General features: G+C 66.8%; 17 protein-coding genes. 12 read left to right on the forward strand and 5 right to left on the reverse strand.

Annotation, left to right across the window (positions count from 1 at the left end; genetic code table 11):
• The 9 genes from PQR08_RS02340 to PQR08_RS02380 all read left to right on the forward strand — a co-directional run bounded on the left by PQR08_RS02340 (window position 1) and on the right by PQR08_RS02380 (window position 12,421).
• Window positions 1–2,637, forward strand: a complete 2,637-nt coding sequence (locus PQR08_RS02340; protein ID WP_250485580.1) for a DUF2169 family type VI secretion system accessory protein — start codon at window positions 1–3, stop codon at window positions 2,635–2,637.
• Window positions 2,634–3,662 (forward strand): pentapeptide repeat-containing protein, encoded by a 1,029-nt coding sequence (locus tag PQR08_RS02345; RefSeq protein ID WP_250485579.1) that lies wholly within the window; start codon window positions 2,634–2,636, stop codon window positions 3,660–3,662. Before PQR08_RS02340 ends, PQR08_RS02345 begins: the two co-directional genes overlap by 4 nt.
• Before the next feature lie 28 nt (window positions 3,663–3,690).
• Window positions 3,691–4,356, forward strand: a complete 666-nt coding sequence (locus tag PQR08_RS02350) for a DUF3540 domain-containing protein (protein WP_250485578.1) — start codon at window positions 3,691–3,693, stop codon at window positions 4,354–4,356.
• 8 nt (window positions 4,357–4,364) lie between these two features.
• Window positions 4,365–4,760 (forward strand): DUF4150 domain-containing protein, encoded by a 396-nt coding sequence (locus PQR08_RS02355; RefSeq protein WP_035501275.1) that lies wholly within the window; start codon window positions 4,365–4,367, stop codon window positions 4,758–4,760.
• A 19-nt stretch (window positions 4,761–4,779) separates the two neighbouring features.
• A complete protein-coding gene (locus tag PQR08_RS02360; RefSeq protein ID WP_250485577.1) occupies window positions 4,780–5,556 on the forward strand; it encodes a hypothetical protein in 777 nt (258 codons plus the stop codon).
• A 129-nt stretch (window positions 5,557–5,685) separates the two neighbouring features.
• On the forward strand, window positions 5,686–6,459 hold the full coding sequence (locus PQR08_RS02365) for a type VI secretion lipoprotein TssJ (RefSeq protein ID WP_250485576.1): 774 nt from the start codon (window positions 5,686–5,688) through the stop codon (window positions 6,457–6,459).
• Between the two features lie 16 nt (window positions 6,460–6,475).
• Complete coding sequence (tssK, locus tag PQR08_RS02370; protein WP_250485575.1) at window positions 6,476–7,864, forward strand: type VI secretion system baseplate subunit TssK; 1,389 nt, start codon at window positions 6,476–6,478, stop codon at window positions 7,862–7,864.
• Between the two features lies 1 nt (window position 7,865).
• Complete coding sequence (locus tag PQR08_RS02375; protein ID WP_250485574.1) at window positions 7,866–8,555, forward strand: DotU family type IV/VI secretion system protein; 690 nt, start codon at window positions 7,866–7,868, stop codon at window positions 8,553–8,555.
• A complete protein-coding gene (locus PQR08_RS02380) occupies window positions 8,552–12,421 on the forward strand; it encodes a type VI secretion protein IcmF/TssM N-terminal domain-containing protein (protein WP_250485573.1) in 3,870 nt (1,289 codons plus the stop codon). The genes PQR08_RS02375 and PQR08_RS02380 overlap by 4 nt, the downstream gene beginning before the upstream one ends.
• Before the next feature lie 19 nt (window positions 12,422–12,440).
• Here the strand turns inward: PQR08_RS02380 and tssA are convergent, their stop codons facing one another.
• Genes tssA through PQR08_RS02395 form a run of 3 tightly spaced genes read right to left on the reverse strand, consistent with a single transcriptional unit; the run spans window position 12,441 to window position 16,764 of the window.
• Window positions 12,441–14,030, reverse strand: coding sequence for a type VI secretion system protein TssA (tssA, locus tag PQR08_RS02385; RefSeq protein ID WP_408161035.1), 1,590 nt, complete (start codon window positions 14,028–14,030; stop codon window positions 12,441–12,443).
• 29 nt (window positions 14,031–14,059) lie between these two features.
• The gene (locus PQR08_RS02390; protein WP_187603971.1) at window positions 14,060–14,806 is read right to left on the reverse strand and encodes a response regulator transcription factor; all 747 of its coding nucleotides are present in this window, start codon (window positions 14,804–14,806) and stop codon (window positions 14,060–14,062) included.
• Window positions 14,803–16,764: an ATP-binding protein gene (locus PQR08_RS02395; RefSeq protein ID WP_250485571.1), complete on the reverse strand. Its 1,962-nt coding sequence runs from the start codon at window positions 16,762–16,764 to the stop codon at window positions 14,803–14,805. Before PQR08_RS02395 ends, PQR08_RS02390 begins: the two co-directional genes overlap by 4 nt.
• A gap of 364 nt (window positions 16,765–17,128) precedes the next feature.
• Between PQR08_RS02395 and PQR08_RS02400 the strand changes: the two genes are divergently transcribed.
• Window positions 17,129–18,070 carry a putative antibiotic biosynthesis monooxygenase gene (locus tag PQR08_RS02400; RefSeq protein WP_250485570.1) on the forward strand — a complete coding sequence of 314 codons (942 nt, stop codon included), beginning with the start codon at window positions 17,129–17,131 and terminating at the stop codon, window positions 18,068–18,070.
• 21 nt (window positions 18,071–18,091) lie between these two features.
• Here the strand turns inward: PQR08_RS02400 and PQR08_RS02405 are convergent, their stop codons facing one another.
• Window positions 18,092–18,709 (reverse strand): VC0807 family protein, encoded by a 618-nt coding sequence (locus tag PQR08_RS02405; protein WP_250485569.1) that lies wholly within the window; start codon window positions 18,707–18,709, stop codon window positions 18,092–18,094.
• Between the two features lie 120 nt (window positions 18,710–18,829).
• Between PQR08_RS02405 and PQR08_RS02410 the strand changes: the two genes are divergently transcribed.
• Window positions 18,830–20,491 carry an NAD-dependent malic enzyme gene (locus tag PQR08_RS02410; RefSeq protein WP_408161036.1) on the forward strand — a complete coding sequence of 554 codons (1,662 nt, stop codon included), beginning with the start codon at window positions 18,830–18,832 and terminating at the stop codon, window positions 20,489–20,491.
• A gap of 14 nt (window positions 20,492–20,505) precedes the next feature.
• Here PQR08_RS02410 and PQR08_RS02415 read toward each other — a convergent pair whose 3' ends face one another.
• Complete coding sequence (locus PQR08_RS02415; RefSeq protein WP_250485567.1) at window positions 20,506–21,993, reverse strand: MmgE/PrpD family protein; 1,488 nt, start codon at window positions 21,991–21,993, stop codon at window positions 20,506–20,508.
• Between the two features lie 179 nt (window positions 21,994–22,172).
• Between PQR08_RS02415 and PQR08_RS02420 the strand changes: the two genes are divergently transcribed.
• A complete protein-coding gene (locus PQR08_RS02420; RefSeq protein ID WP_250485566.1) occupies window positions 22,173–22,619 on the forward strand; it encodes an SRPBCC family protein in 447 nt (148 codons plus the stop codon).
• Window positions 22,620–22,635: the final 16 nt, after the last annotated feature.

The raw sequence follows: 22,635 nt of genomic DNA on the forward strand, positions 1-22,635 counted from the left end.
ATGAAGATCCTCAAGCCCGACAATCTCGCGCTCGTCTATCGCGGCCTGCGGCTCGCGCGGCGCGACGTGCTCTCGATCGGCATGATCGCCGGCTTTCGCTTCGACGACGCCGGTCTCGATGGACTGATGCCCGAACCCGACGTGTGGGCCGCTGTCGCTGGCGCGCTCGGCAAGAACGCGATCCTCGACGAAGGCTATCCGAAGCCCGTCGGCGAATATCTCATCCACGGCGCGGCGCATGCGCCGGCGGGCACGCAGGTCGTGCAGCAGCGGGTCAGCGCGCGGATCGGCGCGCTCGGCAAGTCGCTCGTGGTCAGCGGCGAGCGTCGGTTCAATGCGCTCGGCCTGATCTCGGCGGCCACGCCTTATACGCAGATGCCGATCGAACCCGCGACCGCATTCGGCGGCACGGGCTGCGCCGACAATCCGGCCGGCAAGGGTTACGCGGAAATCGACAACGCAGACGGCACGCGCGTCTGGCCGCTGCCGAACGTCGAGAGCGAAACGCGGCGCATCGCGAGCCGTGGCGACCGCGCGGCGCCCGCGGGTTTCTGGGGTTTTGGCAGCGACGCGCCGTTGCGCCGGCAGCATCTGGGCGCGTGCGACGAGCGCTGGCTCAAGAGCGAGTGGCCGCATCTGCCGTCGGACACACGGCCCGAGTTCTTTCTGAGCGCGCCGTCCGATCAGCGTCTGCCCGGCTATTTCATCGGCGACGAGCGCTTCGAGATCGTCAACATGCATCCGCGTGCGAGCGTGCTTCAGGGCGTGCTGCCGCGCTTGCGGGCGCGCTGCTTCGTCAACGCGAACGATACGCTGACCGAAGTGGCCGCCCATGCGGAGACGCTCTGGCTCTTTCCCGAGCTGGAATGCGGCGTGGTGCTGTATCGCGCGCTCGCCAATATCGCCGATACCGACGCGAGCCAAGTAACTCACGTGATGGCCGGATGGGAGCGTCAGGGCGATGCGCCGCTGCCGTTCGAGCATTACCGCGATGTGTTCCGCGAGCGGATCGCCGTGGCGGTGCCGGCGCGCGCGGCGGCTGCTGTCGAACCGGCCGAGGCTGCCGCGCCCGTCGCGATGCCCGTCGCGGTGGCACCGCAGGCAGCGGCGGTTTCGTTCGACACCTCCGGGCTGTCGGCCGTACAGACGCAGACCGCGGCATTGAACAACGAAAGCCGCGCGCTGATGGCGAAGTTCGGCAAGACCGACGCCGATATCGCGCCGTACCTGAAGGACGCCGCGCCCGAACGCGTGCCGACGCTGGCCGAAGTCAAGGCGAGTGTCGCCGAACTGAACGCGGAAACCCGCGCGCTGATGCAGAAGTACGGCGTGAAAGATGCCGACGCGGCGCGCTATCTGAACCAGCCGGAAGCCGACGCCAGCGCCGCCGATCTGCCCGGTATGCTCGCGCGGCTTCAGGCTGAAACGCAGCAGCGCCTGCGCGACGCCGGGTTGTCGGAAGCGGATGTGCGTCGTCAACTGGCGAGCCGTCCCGAACTGGCCGAAACGCTGCCGCATCTCGCGCCGCCGGGCGTCGTGTCCGCAGCCGATTTCGCCGCGCTCGCCGCGCTGGCCGCGAAGCCGCCCGCGCCCGCCATCGACTTGCCCGCCATCGACATGCCCGAGGCCGAAGCGCCCGCCGTCGTCCAATTGACGCGCGAAGACGTGATCGCGCGGCACGCTGCGCGCGCGAGCCTCGCGAATTACGACCTGAGCGGCGTCGATCTCTCGAAGCTCGATCTGTCCGGCGCGGATTTCTCCGGCGCGGTGCTCGACAAGACCTCGTTCGCGGGCAGCCGTCTCGCCGACGCCGATTTCACGCGAGCGCTGCTGCACGGCGCCGACCTGAGCGAAACCGATCTGCAACGCGCGCGATTCACGCAATCGAGCGCGGCGGCGAGCACGTTCGCCAAAGCGGACCTGCGCGGCGCGCAACTCGCCGACGCCGATTTCACGGGCGCGGATTGCTCCGCGTCGAAGCTGAACGAGGCCGATCTGCGCGGCGCGATCTTCGATCGATCGAAGCTCGCCGGCGCCGATCTATCGGCGTGCCGCGCGCAGCACGCGAGCTTCACCGATGCCGACCTGAGCGGCGCGAAGTTCATCGGCGCCGATCTCGTCGCGGCGAGCTTCAGCGGCAGCCGTCTTGCGGGCAGCGATTTCTCGGCAGCGGCGTGCCGTCAGGCGGAGTTCTACGGCGCGCAGGCCCAGCAAGCCGTCTTCACCGATGCCGACCTGAGCCAGTCTCGCGCCGACGCAAAGACCTGTTTCGACGACGCACGCTTCACGCGCGCGCGCCTCGTCCGCGCCGCATGGGACGGCGTGCAGCTTCGCCGCGCGAGCTTCGAGCGCGCCGTCATCGATCACGCCGATCTCGGCAGTGCGCAGGCGCAGGCGGCACGCTTCGGCGCGTCGTCGGCGAAGGGCGCGCGCTTCGACAAGGCCGACCTGAGCGGCGCCGATCTCGATGCCGTCAACCTGTTCGGCGGCTCGCTGCGCAAATCGAACCTCAAGGGCACGCTGCTGCGCCACGCGAATTTGTACGGCGTGGACTTCGACGGCGCGCAGCCGACTATCGCGAGCCTCGAAGGCTCGAACATCGATCGCACCATTCTTCAATTCAGGCCGCCGATATGAGCACGACGACTCCCGCCACCCGCACGCGCATGAGCGCCGACGAAGCCCGCGCGACGCTCGCCGCGCAGCGTCTGCTCGCCGACGCCGATCTGTCCGGCGCCGATCTTTCGGGCATCGATCTGTCCGGCTGCCGGCTGCAAAACGTCGCGCTCGCAGAAGCCGATCTGACGAACGCCGTGTTCGCCGATGCCGATTTCCAGGACGTGTCGTTCGCGCGCGCAAAGCTCGATGGCCTGCGCGCGCAGCAGACGCGCTTCGAGAACGCCGACTTCAGCGGCGCGAGCTTGCGCGACGCGGATTGCGCGTTCGCCGCTTTCGATCGCTGCGACTTCGGCGGCGCATCGTTCGCGGGCGCGAGCTTCGTGCGCGCCGATGCGCACGGCTGCCGCTACGCCCAGACCGACTTCACCGGCGCGAACCTGCATCGCTTCACCGCGATGGACGCGGACCTCACGAGCGCGCGTCTGACCGGCGCATCGCTTGCGCAGGCGTATCTGCGCGGCACCGACCTGAGCGGCCAGGATTTGCGCAACTGCGATCTGACGATGACGATCCTCGACGGCGCATCGCTGCGAAAGGCCGACCTGTCCGGCGTCGCGCTCGATCGCACGAGCTTCGTCGGCGCGCAGTTGCAGGACGCGACGCTACGCGGCGTGCGCGCGAGCTTCGCGGCGCTGCTGAACGCCGTCTTCGAACGCGCCGATCTCACCGACGCGGTCTGCGAGATGGTCAACGCGAGCGAGGCGAACTTCGCCGCCGCGCGCGCCGATGCGTCGCGCTGGAATCAGTCGGTGCTGAGCGCGAGCGTGTGGCAGCGGGCATCGCTGAAAGCCGCGCGCTTTGTGTACTGCGATCTCTCGCACGCGGACCTGTCCGGCGCGGATTGCACGCGCGCGGACTTCGGCGGCGCCAATCTGCATGCGCTCGTCGATCAGGGCGCGCAATTGCACGGCGCGTCGTTCGACGGCGCGCGCCGCACCGATCCCGCTCTCGCGCGCGCCGAGCAATGGCAGCCGCGCGTCTGACATGAACCTCATTCAAGGAAACACGGCCATGAACCGTACGCTCGTCACGATCGCCCGGCCCGGCGACGATCCCGCCGTCCAGCTCACCTACGCGACCGTGACCGGCCGCGCCGACCGCTGGTTTCTGTTCGACGCCGCCGGCCGCGCGCCGCTGCGCGCGTTGCGCGCGGAAAGCTGTCTCGTCGAACCGGAGTGCGGCGACACCGTGCTCGTCGCCGCGAGCGGCGCGAACGCGATTTCGTACGTGCTCGCGGTGCTCGCGCGGGCGCAGCCATCGAGCGCGGCGCTCGTGCTGCCCGGCGATGTCGCGCTGCACACGGATCGCGGCGCGCTGCGCGTGGAAGCCGATAGCGTCGACATGAAAGCCGCGCGCAGCCTGACGATGCAGGCGCCTGAGATCGCGATGACGGGCGTGCGCGGCGAGATCACGTTCCATCGCATGGAGGCGGCGATCCAGCAGTTGCAGGGCCGCTTCGGCGCGGTAAGCACGGTCGCGCAGCAGATCACGAGCACGGTCGGACGCCTGATCCAGCGCGCGCGCGACAGCGTTCGCCGGATCGACAACGCCGACGAGACGCACGCCGGCCGCGTGCGCATGCATGTCGAGGAGCGCATGCACGTTTCCGCCCGCCACGCGACGATTCTGGCCGAAGGCCAGGTGAAGATCGACGCCGACAAGATCGATCTCGGATAGGAGCCGACATGTTCGCAGTCACCAAAGCGGGCGGCCAGTGCATGGCGATGCCCGATGTATGCAAGACGCCCGCGCCGCCCGCGCCGCCGATCCCGATTCCGTATCCGAACATCGGCATGCCGCCGATGGGCAATCCGGCGACCGTCAAGGTGCTCGTCGGCGGCATGCCGGCGCTCACCAAGTCGTCGGAGATTCCGCTGAGCTCGGGCGACGAGGCGGGCGTCGCGGGCGGCGTCGTGTCGGGCAAGATGATGGGCAAGGTCCAGTTCATGATGGGCAGCGTCACCGTGAAGTTCGAAGGCTCGCCCGCCGTGCGGCTCAGCGATCCGACCCAGCACAACGAAGGCAACATGGTCGGCGCGGTGCTCGCGCCGAGCCAGTCCGTCGTGATGGTCATGAGTTGAACGAGAGGAAAAAACCATCATGAAAACCGTCTGGATCACCGCGTTCGACAAGGAAAAGGACGCCGCGCGCGTCGCCGCCGTGTCGCAGTTGCTGAAACGTTACGGCCTCGCGACGCAAGGCCACTTCTGGGTCGATGAACCCGCGAAGCTCGCATGGCGCGCCGGCCTCGACGCGCTGAACGCCGCGCGCGCCGATCTCTGGCTGATCCTCGCCGACGATGCGGCGCTTGCGAAGCCGTCGATCCGCTATGGCCTGTCGGTGTTCGCCGCGAGCCTGCGCGAGGCGCGCGGGCCCGGCTTTCCGATGGTGCTGTCGGGCGCGGCGGGCATCGAGAGCATGCCGGCGCTGCTCGGCGGCGCGACCGTGCTGGTCGAGAACCATCCGTCATGGCCGGCGAAGATCGTCGCGCGCGCGAATCTCGCGAAGGCGGGCGATCCGCAGGATCACCGCTTTGAGGTGGTTGGCGAGGAGCAGCTCGGTCAGTGGTTCGCGATCGGGCCGCGCGAGGGCGAATGGCAGGGCGTCGTGTTCGGCGTTCATGGCGGCGGCGCGACGATCGATTTTCAGGCGGTCGGCCCGCGCGGCAAGCTGCCGGAGAAAACCGTGCTGGAGTTCGCGCAGGAAGGGCTGACGCTGCAGGTGGGCGAGCGCGAATTCACGGCGTGGGCGGTGCGCAACCGCCTCGGCGCGGACGATGTCTATTACGCCCGCGTAAAGGGCACGCCCGAATCGATCCTCTTCATGCCGTACACCGAAGACAGCGAAGCCAGCGCGACGATCCTGCCGCTCGTCTGACGCCGTTTTCCCGGCAGGCTTCGAATAAGGCCGGAAAACCGCCTTTTTTCGCCGCATGAGCGCGACGCAATATCCGGAGAATGGGTGGCAGTGGGTAATGCTCGACGGCACATGAAAGAGGCACCGGCAATGGCTGTGGCTGTTATGACAAACGATGCCGCGACGCGCGGCAAAAATCGCGGGCGCGCAATGCGGCGGATGGCGTCGCTGGCATGCGCGGCGGCCGTGCTCGCGCTGACGGGATGCGGCAGCGCGCCGCCGAAAGACCCGCTCGCCGACGTCACCTGGAGCTACGCGACCGACGCGGTGATGTTCGAGATCACCGCCGATCCGGGCCTCAACCAGTACGACAGCCAGTCGCACACGCTCTTGCTGGGCGTCTACGAGACCGGCGATGCGCAGGCGTTCCGCAATCTTTCCGCCGACCCGAACGCGCTCGCCGAAACGATGGCGACGGGCAAGGTGCCGCAGACCTTCTCGCAGTTCTCGCGCTATGTGGTCGCGCCGGGCCAGCATTCGTATCTGATTCTCGACCGGGCGCAGAGCACGCGCTCGATCGGCCTCGTCGCGGGCTACGCGCAGTTCGGCGTGGCCAACGCGGCGCGCCAGTTCGACGTTCCCGTCGTCACGAAGACCTCGGGCTTCATCTTCCGCACGCATACCAAGCTGCCGGGGCCGCTCGTCGTGCGCCTCAACCTCGGCGCGCAAGGCATTCTCAACGCCGAAGTGCAGCCCGGCGGCCCGGATGCCGCGACGCTGCAGCGCGCGCAGCAGCTCGAAGGCGGCGGCAAGGAAATCCGTTTGAGCGACAAACCGGCGGGCCAGGACGGCTCCGGCGCCACGACCGGCGTCGTAGGCGCGGCCAGTTCGCAGGACACGCCCTTGCGCAAGCTCAGCAACTAGACATCGAACCCATCGCATGGACCATAACAAGGGCATCTACTGGCATCAGGGCATGTTCATGCAGCCCCAGCACTTTCAGCTGGCGTCGCTGCACGAGCAGTTCCGCAACAAGCCGGTCGTCGAGACGGGTCTGCCGCATTTCTGGGGCGCGGGCGCGCTCGATATCGCGACGGGCGCCATCGCGAGCCAGACCATCGAAGTGCGGGCGGCCAGGCTGATCTTTCCGGATCGCACGTATGTCGAGTTTCCCGGCAACGCGGTGCTCGCGCCGCGTTCGTTCGACGCGAGCACGATCGGCGAGGGACGCGCGCTGACGGTCTATCTCGGCGTGCGCAAGTTCGCCGCCGAAGGCAACAACGTGACGATGTGCGCATCGCCCGATGACGCCGCCGCCGCGCCGACCCGCTACGCGAGCCTCGAACGCCCCGCCGACGTGCCCGACCTGCATTCGAACGGACCGGCCGCGCCGGTGCATACGCTGCTGCACGTGCTGAAGGTGTTCTTCGAGGGCGAGACCGCCAATCTCGGCCAGTACGACCTGATTCCGATTGCGCAGCTCGCCCGCATCGGCGATACGGTGACGCTGTCGGAGCGCTTCATCCCGCCCGCCTACGCGCTCTCCGGCTCCGACGCGCTGCTGCGCATCGTGCGCGAGATTCGCGACGATGTCGTCGGCCGCGCGCATCATCTTCAGGAATTCAAGAATCCGCGCGAGTTGCAGAAAGCCGAGTTCGATCCCGGCTACATGATGCTGCTGCTCGCGATGCGCACGCTGTCGCGCGCCGCGCCGAACCTCGTGCATCTGACGCAGACGCAGACGCTGCATCCGTGGCATCTGTACGGCGAGCTGCGCAATCTCGTCGGCGAGCTGAGCGCGTTTTCCGAGCGCTTCGACATGCTCGGCGAGGCGCAGGACGGCACGCCGGGCCTGCCCGCCTACGATCACGCCGATCTCTACAACTGCTTCTCGCGCGCGCAGGCGCTGATCGGTTTCCTGCTCGGCGAGATCGCGATCGGGCCGGAGCATCTCGCCGTGCTCGACTATCGCGACGGCATGTTCGCAGGCGATCTGCCGCGCGCGTTCTTCGACCGGCGCAACCGCTTCTATCTCGTGCTGCGCACGGAGCAGGCGGCGGCGCAGGTCGTCGACGGCGCGCTCTACGATGCGCGTCTCGCCAATGCCGCCGATGTCACGCGGCTCGTCGCGCACGCGCTGCCGGGGCTGGAGCTGATCCATCTGCCGAACGCGCCGCAGGGCATGCCGCGCCGCGCGTCGTCGAACTACTTCCGGATCGAGCAGGTGAGCGAGCTTTGGGACGCCGTCGAGCGCGACGAGAACATCGCGCTGCAATGGCCGGACGCGCCGCAGGATCTGCGCGCCGAAATCGTCGTGCTGCGGAGATAGCATGACGCTCGCCGATACCCTCATCCCCCTTTTCGCGCAGGTCCGCGCGTTCTCGCGCTCGCCGATGGGCGATGCCGCGAGCCTGACCGCGCAACTCGACGGCGCGATCGCGGCCGCGCGGTTGCGCGCGCATGACGCGGGCTTCCCGCAGGCCGACATCGACGAGGCGCTGTTCGCCTTCAACGCGTGGGCCGACGAACTGCTGCTCACCACGCGCTGGGACGGCGCGGCGCAGTGGCAGCGTCATCTGCTGCAACGTCGCTACTCGAATGTGAGCAATGCAGGCGTGGTGTTCTACGAGCGCCTCGCGCAACTCACGCCTTCACAGTTGGCGGTGCGCGAAGTGTTCTACCTGTGTCTCGCGCTCGGCTTCGGCGGGCGCTATGCGTACGACCGCAACCAGAAGACGCTGACCGACATTCGCCGCACCAATCTCGCGATGCTGCTGCCCGACGCCGAACAGCTCGGCGCATCGGCGCGCGCGTTCCTGTTTCCGGACGGCTATCACGTCGCGGGCGATGACGCCGCGGCCCGCAAGCCGACCGCGCGCGCGCGTTTCGCCACGCGCCTCACGCGCGGCAAGGTGACCGCCATCCTGTTACCGCTCTTCCTGCTGGCGCTGCTGTATGGCGTGTATCACACCGTCGTCGCGCAGTCCGTCGATACGCTTCTCGCGCAGATCCATCTATGAAAACGCTGGGCATCGCATTGCTGTGGCTGTTGACGCTGATCGTCGTGGCGCTGGTCGGCTGGGGCGTCGTCCTCTATTTCGGCTGGCCGCTGTGGGTCGCGCTCGCGATCTTCGTCGGCGTGTTCGCGCTGTACTTCTTCATCGCGTTCGCGCGCCGCATGATCGTGATGATGCGTTCGCGCAGCCGGCTCGCGGCTCAGAGCGCCGCCATCCATGTCGAAGCGCCGGCCGCGTCGCCCGAAGCGCTCTTGCGGCGCAAGTGGAAGACGGCCGTCGCCACGCTGCGCCGGTCGAATTTGCGCAGCAAGGGCGATCCGCTTTACGCGCTGCCGTGGTTCATGGTCGTGGGGCAATCGGGCACCGGCAAGACCACCGCGCTCACGCGCGCGCGGCTTTCGTCGCCGATCCAGAAGATCAGCCAGCAGGCGAACATCGGCCAGACGGCCAATTGCGACTGGTGGTATTTCGATCGCGCTGTCGTGATCGATTGCGCGGGCCGTTACGTGCAGGCGGAGGACGTCGAGCAGGATCGGCGCGAATGGGAAGTCGGTCTCGATCTGCTCGGACGCTACCGGCCGCGCGAAGGCCTCGACGGGCTCGTGCTCGCGGTCAGCGCGGACCGGCTGATGGTGCCCGACGCCGATACCTTCGCCGATGAAGGACGCATCGTGCGGGCGCGCATCGAGCAGTTGATACGCATGTTCGGCAAGCGCTTTCCGGTGTATGTGCTGGTCACCAAGTGCGACCGTCTCTACGGCTTCGAGGAATGGGCGAAGACGCTGCCCGCCGATGCCCTCGATCAGGCGATGGGGTATCTCGCCGAAGAGAGCGAGGCGGGCGTGGCGGGCGCATCGGGTGAAAGCGCGTTCGTCGCGCGGGCGTTCGATTCGATCGGCGCGCGGCTGCAGGCGCTGCGTCTCGCGCTGGTATCGCGCGAAGCGCAGGCGTCGCCCGAACTGCTGATGTTCCCGAACGAACTCGCGCAGTTGCGAAACGGCCTCACGATGTTCCTCGGCACCTGCCTCGCCGATAGCCCGTATCTCGAACGGCCGCTGTTGCGCGGCATCTTCTTCAGCAGCGGCCAGCAGGAAGGCGGCGCGATGTCCGCGCTGATGGGCTCGCTGTTGCCGGCGTCGCCGTCGCATGCGGGCGACACGGCGGGCGTGTTCCTGCACGACTTCTTCGGCCGCATCCTGCCGCAGGATCGGAACGCCGCGAAGCCGACCTTGCTCGTCCATCACTGGCGGCGCGTCACGCAGAGCGTGGGCGTCGTCGCGTGGGTGCTCCTGCTCGCGATGTTCGGCATTCTGCTGTCGGTGTCCTTCGCCGGCAACAGGCAGACGCTCGCACTGGTGCAGAGCGCGCGGCCCGACAAGGTTTCGCTCAATGGCAACCTGTTCCACGACGCCGCCGCGCTCACCTATTCCAACGACGTGCTGACGCAAGTTGCGCAGAACGACCGGCGCTGGATGTCGGGCTTGCTCGGCAACGGCGCGGGGCTCGCCGCGCTCGAAGCGCGTCTGCATGACGTGTTCGTGCAGCAGTATCGGCAGGCGATCCAGCCCGCGGCCGACCAGAGCCAGCAGACCTCGCTCGCGGCATCGGGAGGCCAGGCGGAGCAGCCGGTCGAGGCGGCGCGGCAGGTGCTGAATCTGGCGCGCTCGATCGCGCTGTTGCGCGCGCGGCTCGACGGCGCGGATCGCGCGACGCTCGAAGCGATGCCGCAGCCGGTCGCCTCGCCGCTCTATCCGGCGCAACTGAACGCGCAGCTCAATCCGCTCACGATCTCGTATCTCGTCTGGTCGCCGAAGGACGCGGGCTATCTGCGCGATCGGCTGAAGGATCAACGCGCGCTGCTCGATCAGGCCATCGCCGCCGATCCGCAGATGTCCTGGCTCGTCGGTCTCGTGCCGGACGGCGGCGATGTCGCGTCCGTGCGTGCCGCCGATTTCTGGGGCGGCAGCGCGCAAGCCGCGACCACGAGCATGCAAACGGCGAACGGCAGCGTGATCGGTGCCAGCGCGGGTGCGAGCGCCACGAACATGACCGGCGCGACCGTGCCCGCCGTGTACACCGTCGCGGGCCGCAAATCGCTCGACGATCTCGCGAAGCAGATTCGCGCGGCGCTCGTCGATCCCGCGCAATTCGACAGGCAGCGCGCGGCTTTCGACGACTGGTATCGCACCCAGCGCGTGATGGCGTGGCAGAACTTCGTCGAGGCATTCACGAGCAACGCGACGCCGTATTCGGGCGAAGCGGGCTGGCGCTCAGCGCTCGGCATCGTGAGCGGGCCGGCGAGCCCGTACTTCCGCCTCGTCGCGCGGCTCAACGAGGAATTCGACGGCGAACGCGCCGATGCGCCGCTGCCCGGCTGGATCGTCCTCGCGCGGCAATTCCAGCAGTTGCGCGAACAGGCGACCCGCACGGGCGCGGCGAATCAGGCGGTCAGGATGGCGGGCGCGATCAACGCGGTCGGGGCATCGGCGATCAAGGACGTGCTCGCGGGCGCGCCGCAACGCGGCAGCCAGACTGTTGCCAACAACCTCGGCGCGGTCGATGCGCTGACGCAGTATCTGTCGGGACTGAACAAGCTCGCGATGGACAGCAGCGCGGGCAGCGGCAAGAGCTATCAGCTCGCGGCGGACTTCGCTCAACTGGCGACGAGCGCACAGCCGCAGCCGTCCGAGATGATGAACGCGCTGCAGCCGCTCACGCAGTTGCGCACGCTCATCGGCACCGGCGATGGCTCAGACATGCTGACGTGGCGTCTCATTCGCGGTCCGTTCGATTTTCTCGCGGCGTATATCGAGCAGCAGGCGTCGTGCGAATTGCAGCGCGGCTGGGAATCGGGCGTGGTGTTTCCGCTGCAGGGCGCGACCGACAAGAGCGCCGCGATCGATCAGCTCTTCGGCGCGAAGGGCGCGGTCTGGGCGTTCGCGGACGGCGCGGCCAAGCCGTTTCTGACGCGCAATGCGAGCCGCTACGGCATCGTCGAGACGCAGGGTTTCAGCGTGCCGTTCACGTCGGGATTCGTGCCGATGCTCAATGGCGCGTTCGGACGTCAGCTCGCGCAACAGCAATCCGCCGCGCGCAGCGCCGCAGACAAAGAGGCACAGCAGCTTCAGGCGCAGAAGGCGCAACTGGACGCGCAACAGGCGCTCGATCAGCTCGACCGCACGCTCGCGACGGCGAAGCAGCAGGCCGATGCGGCCCGCGCGCTGTCGGTGCCGCTCACGCTCACGGCGCAGCCGACCAACGTCAACGCCGATGCGCAAGCGAAGCCCTACGCGACGATTCTCACCGTGCAATGCGCGTCGGGCGTGCAGACGCTGAACAACTACAACTTTCCGGTCAGGACGAGCTTTGCTTGGACGGCGGGACAATGCGGCGATGCGCGTCTGCAGATCAAGATCGGCAATCTGACCTTGAATCGAAACTATGCGGGGCCGCTGGGCGTCGCGGCGTTCCTGAAGGATTTCGCGGACGGCCAGCGTCAGTTCACGCCCGCCGATTTTCCGGCGAGCGAGTCGGCGCTCAAAGCGCTCAACGTGCAGTCGCTGACGGTGAGCTTCTCGGTGACGGGCGGCGATCAGGTGACCGATGCCGCGCACAGGATCGAGCTCTACGAGACCTTGCAGAAGACGACGGCGCAACAGAAGCAGCAGATCCAGGACGCGCAGACGCAGCGTCAGCAGATGAACATCGTCGATCAGCTCGCGGTGATGAGTCCCGGCATGCCGCCGCTGCCGGCCATCGTGCCGACGGTGGCGAGCACGCCGGTGACGCTGGCGGAACTGGGATTGCCGGCGACGATCGGCGCGTGCTGGCGCGGTCAGACGCCGTCGATGATGATGACGGGGCTTTGAGGGCGGCGCGCGGGGCGGATCACGTAATCAACCGCACCGCGATCGCCACATCCAGCGGTGCGATACGCGCGAGCAGCGCCGCCGTCTCCGCTTCGTTCTGATCGTTGCGGCTCAGGATCGCGAAGGCGGCGCGCAATGCGTCGGCGGTGAGTTCCGGATCCCACGACGCGACGCCGTATCGATCCACTTCCGCCACGAGCGCGCGCGCGAATGCATCGAGGCGCGCGCCCGGACGATGCTCCAGCAGCAGATCGCACAAGGCCGTGCGCAGACGCAGGCGCGTGCCGACCGCGGCGGTTTTGTCGATGGCGTCCTGCAGACATTGCGCGGCGGCGCCGAGATCATTGTCCGCGGCGAGCGCACGCGCACGCGAGAGCACCGCGACGAGCGGATCCGGCGCGGCGGCCGCGCCCGCATCGCCACCTGACGACGCCAGCGAGCCGAGCCATTGCACCGTGTCGGCGTTTGCGAACGGCACGCCGTTGGCGAATTTCAGACGCTCGATGCCTTCCATCCGCGAGACGAATTTCGCGGTCTCGTTGCAGACTTCGCGGCGCGCGGCACTCCACGCATCGCCGAGCTGGGCGAGGGCCATCGCGGCGGCATGGTTCAGATCGAGCCAGAACGGATAGGTCAGCACCTGCGTTTCCGCAAAACCGACGATATCCATGTGCGCCGCACGCGACTGCAGATTGCGCAGAGCATCCTGCAACGGCGCGATCGGGCCGGGAAGCCGCGTCTCCGAGCCCTGGGCGTTCGGCGCGTGCTCGACGCCGGCCCACACGCCCACGCGCCGCAACCTGAAGCCGAGCGCGCTCGACGGCTCGTTCTGCGCATACCAGTTGCCGATGGCCGCGAGCCGCTCGAGCGTTTCGTCGGTGGCGTGGACGGCGCTGTCGGATGAATCGACGGCGAGCGGCGCGAGCGGATCGGCTTGGATCGCGGGCGCGGCAGCGGGCGCTGGCCGGGGCGCAGGAGCGGGAGCAGAAGCAGAAGCCGCAACGACAGGCTCCGGCTCGACCACAGGCTCGACGACAGCCACAGGCTCCGGCTCGGCGACCTGCACGGTGCCGAGCAGCGCCCGCAGCGGCTGCATCGAAGGCGCGTCGGCGTCCTTGTCGGCGAGCACGCTGTCGATGCCCGTGAGCGCCGCGCGCAGAGCATCGACGAGCGCGGCATCCTGCGGCGGCCAGCTTGACCAGTCATGCTCCTCGCCATGCGCGCGTACGCGGTCGATCAGCCATTGAATCGCGTTACGCCGCGCGCGCAGCCGCGCGACCGGCGGATAGAGCTGCTCCCAATGCGTGGCGAGCAGTCCTTCGAGCATCTGCGCGCCGTCGTTCAGACCGGGCAATCCGCGCGTGATCAGAAGCGCGACCGTCAGATAGCTCGCGACGAGAATGTCCTTGCCCTTGCCCGCCAGCAGCCCCGACGACAGCTTCACCACCTGCTCCCAGTCCGGCGCGCCGCTCGCGGCCGGATTGGTCAGTTTGGCGATTTCGTTTTGCAGCAGATCGAAGTCCGGATCGTCGCGCACGTCGACGCCGCAGGGCTGCGCGTCGCTGATGGGTTGCAAGCCAAGGCTCTTGAAGTCGGTCACGGCGTTCATTGCAGGCTGATGAGAGTGAAGGGACGCGTTCAGGTCCACAGATGTTCGATATCGGTATCGAAGATATAGCCCGCGCCGCGCTCGGTGCGCAACAGCGCCGGCTTCTTCGGATCGGTCTCGATCTTGCGCCGCAGCCGCAGAATCTGCACATCGATGGCGCGATCATAGATGTCATCGAAGGCGCGCGTGCTTTCGAGCAGCTTTTCGCGCGTGATGATGCGGCCCGGCGCGTTCAGAAACGTGACCAGCAGATTGAACTCGGAATTGGTGAGCGGCACCGTCGATTGATCCGAGGCGCTCAGGCGGCGCGTGTTCAGATTCAGCGTCCAGCCCGCGAAGCGATACGCGTTCGGCAGCTTGCCGCGCGTGAGCGGCGCGGCGGTCGTCGCGCCCGCGCGGCGCATCACCGCGCGCATACGTGCGAGCACTTCGCGCAGCGAGAACGGTTTCACGATGTAGTCATCCGCGCCGAGTTCGAGGCCCATCACGAGATCGGCTTCGTCCTTGCGGCCCGTGATGTACATGATCGGCACTTGCCCCTGCGTTTGCATCTGCTCGCGCCAGCGGCGCGCGAGGTCGGTGCCGTCGCCATCGGGCAGGCCGAGATCGAGCAGCACGAGGTCGTAGCGCTTCGCGGCGTACATGCCGATCGCCTCCTGCGCGCTCGCGGCGCCATCGGCCTTGTAGCCGTGTCCGGAGAGATATTCGATCAGCAGGATACGCATCGAATGATCGTCATCGACGACGAGGATGCTGTGTTGCGGCTGCAGGGTCATGAGAAGTCCTTCAGGGCTGATGCGGCGGCGCGTGCGAGCGACTCGCGGTCGATGGGCCGGCTCAGGACGACGACACGCGCGGCGAATCCGATGTCGTTCGCGGGCAGGCTGTCGGCGGCGGCGATCACGAGCGCGAGCTCGTCGTCGGCGTGGGCGTCTGCGTCGCGCGCTTCCTGCGCGTCGGCGTAACCGATCGGCTCGAAGCCCATTTCAGCAAGCCAGTCCTCGCAGCGTTCGCGCGAGGCGGGATCGGCGTCGATCAGCATGACGCGTTCGCCATTGCCGAGCGGTTCGGGGGTTTCGTGACGTTCGTGCGGGGACGAGGGCACGGGCGCCTTCGTCAACAACGGCAGCACGAGCCGAAAGCGCGTGCCGTCCGGTCCCGTCGCGATGGCGACGCCGCCCTGATGCTCGCACGCGACGCCCGCGACGATCGCGAGGCCGAGGCCCGAGCCGCCGCCTTTCGCGCGCACCGAAAAGAACGGTTCGAAGAGATGCTGGAGATGTTCGGCGGGAATGCCGGGGCCGTCGTCTGCGACGTCCACCCACGCGATGGCCCCCGGCGGCGCATCGCCGATGGCGAGCGGCTCGTCCATCGCGAGTGCGCTGCCGACGCGCAGCACCACGCGCGAGCGCGCCGCGAGGCTGGCGTTGCTCGCGAGGTTCAGCACGGCTCGCACGAGCTGGCCGCCGTGCGCCGCGACGAACAGGCGCGAATCGGCGCCCTCGAACTCGATGACGACGCCATTGCGGCACAGCGGCCGCGCAAGCGTGACGCTTTCCCGCACGATCGTCATCAGATCGAGCGATTCGCGCACGCGATCCCCGCGCCGCGCCGCCAGCAGGATTTCCTCGGTGAGTTCGTAGCCGCGTGCCGATGCGGCCTGCACCTCGCGCAGCGGCTTGCGCGCGGCGGAGTCGTGGGCGAGACGGTCGCGGGCGATTTCCGCGTAACCGTCGACGGCCGCGAGGATGTTCTTGAAGTCGTGCGCGACGCCGCCCGCGAGCAGCCCGAGCGATTCCATCCGTCGTCCGCGCTCCAGCCGAAGCGCGAGCTGCCTGCGTTCGCGCACGGTGACGGCCACGAAGAACGTCAGAATCGCGAGCCCGGCCATGTCGATTTGGAGATTCCACGCGCTTTCGGCGTTCTCGTAGTGATACGGGCCGAGCTTCATCAACGTCAGTCCGACGCCGAGCACCGCGGCCGTGCCGAGCGTCGTCGCGGCGGCGGCCAGTCCGCCGTAGAGGGCGGTGCCGGCGAGCAGCAGCGAGACGACCGCGCGCTGCACCTGTTCCGACACATGCAGCGCCGCCGCGCCGAGCAGCAACGCGACGACCGCGACGCTGCACGCGAGCGCGAAGAGCGGCTCGGCATGTCGCGCGTTGCCCGCGCCCGCCGGCGAGCGCGCGCGCCACGCGAGCACCGCCGGCACGAGCACCAGCACCGCGACGCCGTTGCCGACGAAGAGCGTGCGCCATTCGCGCCACCAGCCGTCGTGACCGAGGTCGCTGGCGAGGGTCGCGCCGAGCATCGACGTGACGCCGATGCCCGCGAGCGGAAGCAGCAGCAGGAAGCGCATCAGGCTCGTGGTGGTGACGATCGTGCCGCCGGCATCGACATAACGCCGGCCGAGCCACGCGCACAGCGCCACTTCGAGCACGTTCAGCACGCAGAAGCCGAGATCGCTGCGCCATGACGTGCTGCTGAAATCGCCCGTCGCAGCGATCGCGATGAACACCGCAAGCAGATGGATGGGCCAGCGTCGCGGAGCCATCGGCCAGAGTATCGCGATGGCGATGGCGGGCGCGGGCCACGCGATCGCGGCGAGCGTGCCCGCGCTTTCCAGATGCGCGACGGGCCGCGCGAGCAGATAGCAGAGTATGCCGAGCACGACGGGATCGGCGAACGCGCGCAGCGTGCTCGTCGACGGAGCGGGAGCCGGTATCGGACGAGGCATGTGCGGATCGCGCCCGCTGGTTCCGCGAAAGAGATTCGCTAGAAAGTTCTGCCGGATGGAGAGTGACATGAGCAGTGAACGAGCGGGCAGGGGCGATGTTTTACGTCGATGCAGGCTTCATCGAATGACGATTCCTCCGTGATTATTTCGGCAGAAACAGGGGGAACTTGAATGGGTAGTTACCGCGCCGGCGATGCTTGCAATTCACCCGACCGTCGGATAACGTCACCAGCGCCTTCGGTCAGGACCGCCCGGGCGAGTCGGAAAACAGCGCCGCATCGCGTGGTCGAAACATCCCGCGCTAACGAATTGAAAGCGGCACATGCGTTCGAACAAGTCATCACCTTCGGTGGAAAAAAACGCGATGAACGATTCGACCCGCCCGCCGGCGACCGCGATCACGACGAACATCACGTTGCGCGCGGGCATGGAAGAACCGTTCGCCGCCTGGCAATCCCGCTTCACGCATACGGCCACGAAGGCAGCGGGATTTCTCGCGCTCGACATCGCGCCTGCCTTCGCGGGTTCATACGACTGGCGGATCATCCAGCGATTCCGCTCGCCCGAGGCGCTCGAAGGCTGGCGCACGTCCGTGCTGCGCGCGCATCTGTTCGCCGAACTCGCACCGATGCGCGATCCCGCGGCCGCCGCATTCGACGACGAAACCGTGCACTCGCTCGATCCGCTCTCCTGCGTCACTGAAGTCATCATGACCGTCGTGGAACCGGGCAAGGAAGGGGTTTTTCGGGCGTGGGCGGAAACCATCCAGGCGAACCAGTCGAACTTCCCCGGCTACATGGGAACGCTGGTTCAGGCGCCGGTATCGGACGAGATGCAGTACTGGACGACGCTCGTGCGCTTCTCCACGCCCGCGCAACTCGATGCATGGCTCGGCTGTCCCGCGCGCAAGCAGTTGCTCGAACAGGTCGAACCGCATATCGCCAGGTGGAAAAGCTACCGGATGGAAAGCCCTTTTGCCGGCTGGTTTCCGGAGACGGGAAAACGGTCGCCGGCGGCCTGGAAACAGTCGGCGCTCGTGCTGCTCGTGCTGTTTCCCGTCGTGATGCTCGAAATCAAGTTCCTGAGCCCGTTGCTCGCGGGGCGGCATGTGGCGATCGCCACGTTCATCGCCAATGCGATCAGCGTGTCGCTCGTGTCCTGGCCGCTCATGAAGATCGCAGTCCTTTGCATGGGCTGGTGGCTGCGCCCTTCGCCTGTGCGGCGCTGGCGTCGCGAAGCGCTCGGCGCCTGCACCATGCTCGCGCTCTATATCATCGAACTGGCGATATTCATGCTCGTGTTCTGAAGCGTACTGATACGCGGGCGTCTACTGCTGCTGACGTTTGATGTATATGCGGCGGTAGATGATCGTCCAGACCGTCAGTCCGCCATACATGACGTACCGGACCCACGTGGAGAGCCGGCCCGCATCCGGCTCGGTCAGCGCGAGCGTGATCCACAGACGGGCCAGATTCTCCCCGACGAGCCCGATGCCCCACACGACGGTCATCAGCCGGATGGATCTGGCGAGCGCCGGGCGCGATTGCCATCGCGCGTCGAATTCCGCCTCGCCGCCCTGCTTTTCGCGCGACATCGTCGAGCGCGCCAGATAGAACACGAGCGGCCGCTCCAGAAAGAGCGAAAGCAGAAACAGCACGCCGATGATCCCGCTCACGGCGGGGTCGCGCGCTTCGCCCATCCAGCGCGACGCGCCGGACAGCAGCACCATCAGCGACATGGCGACCCCCGCCAGCACCAGAGCGCTCAGCGCATCGAAGTGCCGGTAGCGCACGACATCGATGATCATCCACACGACGAGCGGCGCGGCCGAGGCGATGAGCGCGTCCACCACGCCGTAACGGCCGATCGTGATCCGGTAGGCGAGCGCCGGCAATGCCACGTTCACGACGAACGCGAGCGCATAACGTGCGGACGGAATCATCATCGAGATCTCCCGGTCATGCCGTTTCTTCCGACGGATCATCGATACGTCCCTGATCCGGGATCGTGTTGCGGTATCGGCGCGAACGACTATGCTTAGCGATGCATCTCCCCCGACGTTTTCGTGGCATTCCCAGCTCACGTCAAGAAGGAAACGATCATGTCCACGCAGGCTTTTGGCTACGATATTCTGCACAATCCCCGGCTCAATCAGGGTTCCGCTTTCTCGCAGGAGGAGCGCCGGAAATACCGCCTCGAAGGATTGCTGCCGCCCGGCGTGACTTCGCTGGAGATTCAGATCGCGCGCACGCATGCGCAACTGTCGAATCTCGACAACGACCTGCAACGATACCTGTTCCTGTCCGACCTGCAGGCGCGCAACGAGACGCTCTTCTATGCGCTGCTCATGTCCGACCCGGCGGCCTTCATGCCGATCGTCTATACGCCGACGGTCGGCGAAGCGTGCCAGAAGTTCGATCATGTGTTCAGGGCCACGCGCGGCCTTTATGTTCCGATCGACGCGCGCGGCCGCGTGAAGGAATTGTTGCGCAACTGGCCGGAACAGGATGTCCGGTTCATCGTCGTGACGGACGGCGAGCGCATTCTCGGACTGGGCGATCTCGGCGTCGGCGGCATGGGCATTCCTATCGGCAAGCTCGCGCTGTACACCGCCTGCGCGGGCGTGCCGCCATCGGTGTGCCTGCCCGTCACGCTGGATGTCGGCACGAACAACGCATCCCTGCTCGACGATCCGCTCTATCTCGGCCTGCGGCACGAACGCGTGCGCGGCGAGGGCTACACCGCTTTCGTCGATGAGTTCGTGGAGGCGGTGCAGGCGCTCTATCCGAAGTGCTGCATCCAGTGGGAAGACTTCGCCAACTTCAATGCGGTGCCTCTGCTCGCGCGCTTCAAGGACAAGGTGTGCACCTATAACGACGATATTCAGGGCACCGCCGCCGTGGCGCTCGCGGGCATCTACGGCGCGCTGCGCATCTCGAAGCAGAAGCTGACCGACCAGCGCTTTCTGTTTCTCGGCGGAGGATCGGCGGCGACGGGTATCGCCGAACTGATCAGCGCGGCCATGGCGCTGGAGGGTCTGGATATCGACTCGGCTCGCAAGCGCAACAGTCTCTTCGACATCAACGGGCTGATGGTGCAGTCACGCACCGATCTCGCCGATTTTCAGAAGGTCTTCGCGATCGATCACGCGCCGATCGACAGCTTCGTCGATGCGGTCCGGACGCTGAAGCCGACGGGCATCATCGGCGTGAGCACGGTGCCGAAGCTCTTCAGTCAGGCGGTGATCGAAGCGATGAGCGAAATCAACGAGCGCCCGATCATCTTTCCCTATTCCAATCCGACGTCGCGTTCCGAATGCACGGCGGAAGAGGCGTACCGATGGTCCAACGGCCGCGCGATCTTCGCGAGCGGCAGCCCGTTCGAACCCGTGCAGATAGAAGGCCAGCAGTTCGTGCCGGGGCAGGGCAACAACGTCTATATCTTTCCCGCCATGGGCATGGCGGTCTTCGCCACGGAGGCCACGCGCGTGACGGAGGACATGTTCATCGTCGCGGCGAAGGCGGTGGCCGAGCAGGTCAGCGACGAGAGCCTCGACAAGGGCCTCATCTATCCGCCGCAAAGCCGCATCCTGGAGGCGTCGATGCATGTCGCCGCTTCGGTGGCGGCGTACATCTTCGATCATGGCTTCGCGCGGGTCGAGCGGCCCGCCGATCTCGCCGCGCATATCAAGTCGGCCGCGTATGCGCCGGCTTACCGGCCGCTGTAGCCGGAGCGTATGAATCAGCGATTCGGCAGCGCGGCCGTTGCGATCTCGCTCGCGCTGTCCAGTTGCTCGACATGCCAGCACGTGTCGATCAGCGCGCGCGTCTGCTGCTGCGTGAGGATGCCGTCCGCCAGATCCGAGAACTTCGTTTCGAGCTGCTGATCGGTCATCGGCACCTGCGTGCTGCCGATCGCGTGCTCGATGTATTTATGCAGCTTGCGCCCGTCCTTCAACGTGATGGTCATGTCGACCTGTTCCGGCTTGATGTTCGGATCGACGATCGCATTCACCTTGTCGCGCAGCTCGACGGTCTTCGGGTCGCGGATTTTGGCGTCGCTGAACTGCTTCTCGCCGGCGGCGCCGTCGATGATGGCGATCGCCACCGCGTGATAGATGCTGAATTTGCCTTCGAGCCCGATCTGCGGCGTCTTCTTGCCCGTCAACTCGATGACGAGCGGATGCACGCGAAGATCGATGCGCTCGATCTGATCGGCGCTCAGATGCTCCTGATTGCGTAGCTGGATCGCAGCATCGATCGAAGGATGAATGACGATGCCGCACGCGAAGGGCTTGTACGTGTTCAGCGTCGATTCCCAGTGCGAGCCGAGAGAGTCTGTGATCTCGCGGTAGTCCTGCTTCGTGCTGATGGTGTTGGCCCAGCCGCGTTTCGCTTCGATCATGCCGTCCGAGCTCGTGTAGTTCTGGGCCGCGAGCAGCGCCGCGAAGATGCCGTTCGCGGCGGCGCGCCCCGGATTGAAGCTCTTGTTCATCGAACCGAAGGACTCGCGCAGGCCCACCGGCTGCGACGCGGCGAGGCCGAGCGCCCACACCATCTGTTCGACGCTCAGTCCCATCAGTTTGCCCGTCGCCGCAGCGGAGCCGAACACGCCGCATGTGCCGGTGATATGCCAGCCGACATCGTAATGATTCGGATACACCGCGTTGCCGATGCGCAGTTCCGTTTCGACGCCCAGCACGAGCGCGTTCAGAAAGTCCTTTCCCGTGACCGGGCGATATTGCGAGTACGCCAGAATCGCCGATGCGACCGGCCCCGCCGGATGGATGATGGTCTTCAGATGCGTGTCGTCGTAGTCGAAGATATGACTGCTCACGCCGTTGATGAACGCCGCGTTCATGATGTCGAAGCGCTCGGTGCGGCCCAGCAGATTCGCCTGCGGCGGCCCGGAGAACGGCGTGAGCGCGGCGACCGCGCGATTCACGGTTTCGTCATGCGATCCGCCGACAGCGACGCCGACCCAGTTCATCAAGGTCCGCACGCCTTCCTTGCGCACCGGCGCGGGCAGGTCCCGATAACCGGTTTTGACGATGAACTCCGCGAGGATGCGCGTGACTCTGGGTGGCCGCGCATTCGCGCCGCCGCCGGATGATGCGGGCGAGGCGGCGGCGTTGCTCGCCTGCGCAAACGCCGCGTTGCCGGCCGCCGCCGACGCGAATGCACCCGCGGCGCTCGTCACGAGAAAGCCACGGCGATCGATGATGGGCATGGGATATATCTCCTTGTGCGGGCAGTCCGCCGGAGCGGAAGATGTGATCCGCGAGCAAGTATCATTCCGCGCGACGACAGGCATCGAGGGTTTTCCCCGATGCCCGCGCGTGTCGATTAACACTGCGATGCATCGTCGTAGAGATGTGTCCAGTTTCCCAGGTCAAAGGAGAACCCAACATGACTACCGGCACCATCCGACTTCACCGTGTCTTGCGCTCGACGCCCGAACGCCTCTATCGCGCGTTCCTGGAACCCGATGCGATCGCAAGGTGGCTTCCGCCTTATGGCTTCACCTGTCAGGTCCATCATATGGATGCACGTCAGGGCGGAACCCACAAGATGTCGTTCCGCAATTTCGGCACGGGCAACGCTCATTCGTTCGGCGGCGAGTATCTCGAACTGGTGCCCTTCGAAAAGATCCGCTACACGGACCGCTTCGACGACCCGAATCTGCCCGGAGAGATGCAGGTCACCGTCTCGTTGCGGCAGGTGTCGTGCGGAACGGAACTGAGCATCGTGCAGGAGGGCGTGCCCGAAGTCATTCCGGTGGAGATGTGCTATCTCGGCTGGCAGGAGTCGCTGGTGCAACTGGCAAGGCTCGTCGAGCCCGAGATTCCCGACTGACGACGACTGCGACCGA

Origin of the sequence: Caballeronia jiangsuensis (assembly GCF_046030135.1) — a bacterium.
GTDB lineage: Bacteria > Pseudomonadota > Gammaproteobacteria > Burkholderiales > Burkholderiaceae > Caballeronia > Caballeronia jiangsuensis.

Coding starts and splice junctions, on each gene's coding strand:
- PQR08_RS02340 (WP_250485580.1), top strand. CDS start 1: ATGAAGATCCTCAAGCCCGACAATCTCGCGCTCGTCTATCGCGGCCTG.
- PQR08_RS02345 (WP_250485579.1), top strand. CDS start 2,634: ATGAGCACGACGACTCCCGCCACCCGCACGCGCATGAGCGCCGACGAA.
- PQR08_RS02350 (WP_250485578.1), top strand. CDS start 3,691: ATGAACCGTACGCTCGTCACGATCGCCCGGCCCGGCGACGATCCCGCC.
- PQR08_RS02355 (WP_035501275.1), top strand. CDS start 4,365: ATGTTCGCAGTCACCAAAGCGGGCGGCCAGTGCATGGCGATGCCCGAT.
- PQR08_RS02360 (WP_250485577.1), top strand. CDS start 4,780: ATGAAAACCGTCTGGATCACCGCGTTCGACAAGGAAAAGGACGCCGCG.
- PQR08_RS02365 (WP_250485576.1), top strand. CDS start 5,686: ATGGCTGTGGCTGTTATGACAAACGATGCCGCGACGCGCGGCAAAAAT.
- tssK (WP_250485575.1), top strand. CDS start 6,476: ATGGACCATAACAAGGGCATCTACTGGCATCAGGGCATGTTCATGCAG.
- PQR08_RS02375 (WP_250485574.1), top strand. CDS start 7,866: ATGACGCTCGCCGATACCCTCATCCCCCTTTTCGCGCAGGTCCGCGCG.
- PQR08_RS02380 (WP_250485573.1), top strand. CDS start 8,552: ATGAAAACGCTGGGCATCGCATTGCTGTGGCTGTTGACGCTGATCGTC.
- tssA (WP_408161035.1), bottom strand. CDS start 14,030: ATGAACGCCGTGACCGACTTCAAGAGCCTTGGCTTGCAACCCATCAGC.
- PQR08_RS02390 (WP_187603971.1), bottom strand. CDS start 14,806: ATGACCCTGCAGCCGCAACACAGCATCCTCGTCGTCGATGACGATCAT.
- PQR08_RS02395 (WP_250485571.1), bottom strand. CDS start 16,764: ATGCCTCGTCCGATACCGGCTCCCGCTCCGTCGACGAGCACGCTGCGC.
- PQR08_RS02400 (WP_250485570.1), top strand. CDS start 17,129: ATGAACGATTCGACCCGCCCGCCGGCGACCGCGATCACGACGAACATC.
- PQR08_RS02405 (WP_250485569.1), bottom strand. CDS start 18,709: ATGATGATTCCGTCCGCACGTTATGCGCTCGCGTTCGTCGTGAACGTG.
- PQR08_RS02415 (WP_250485567.1), bottom strand. CDS start 21,993: ATGCCCATCATCGATCGCCGTGGCTTTCTCGTGACGAGCGCCGCGGGT.
- PQR08_RS02420 (WP_250485566.1), top strand. CDS start 22,173: ATGACTACCGGCACCATCCGACTTCACCGTGTCTTGCGCTCGACGCCC.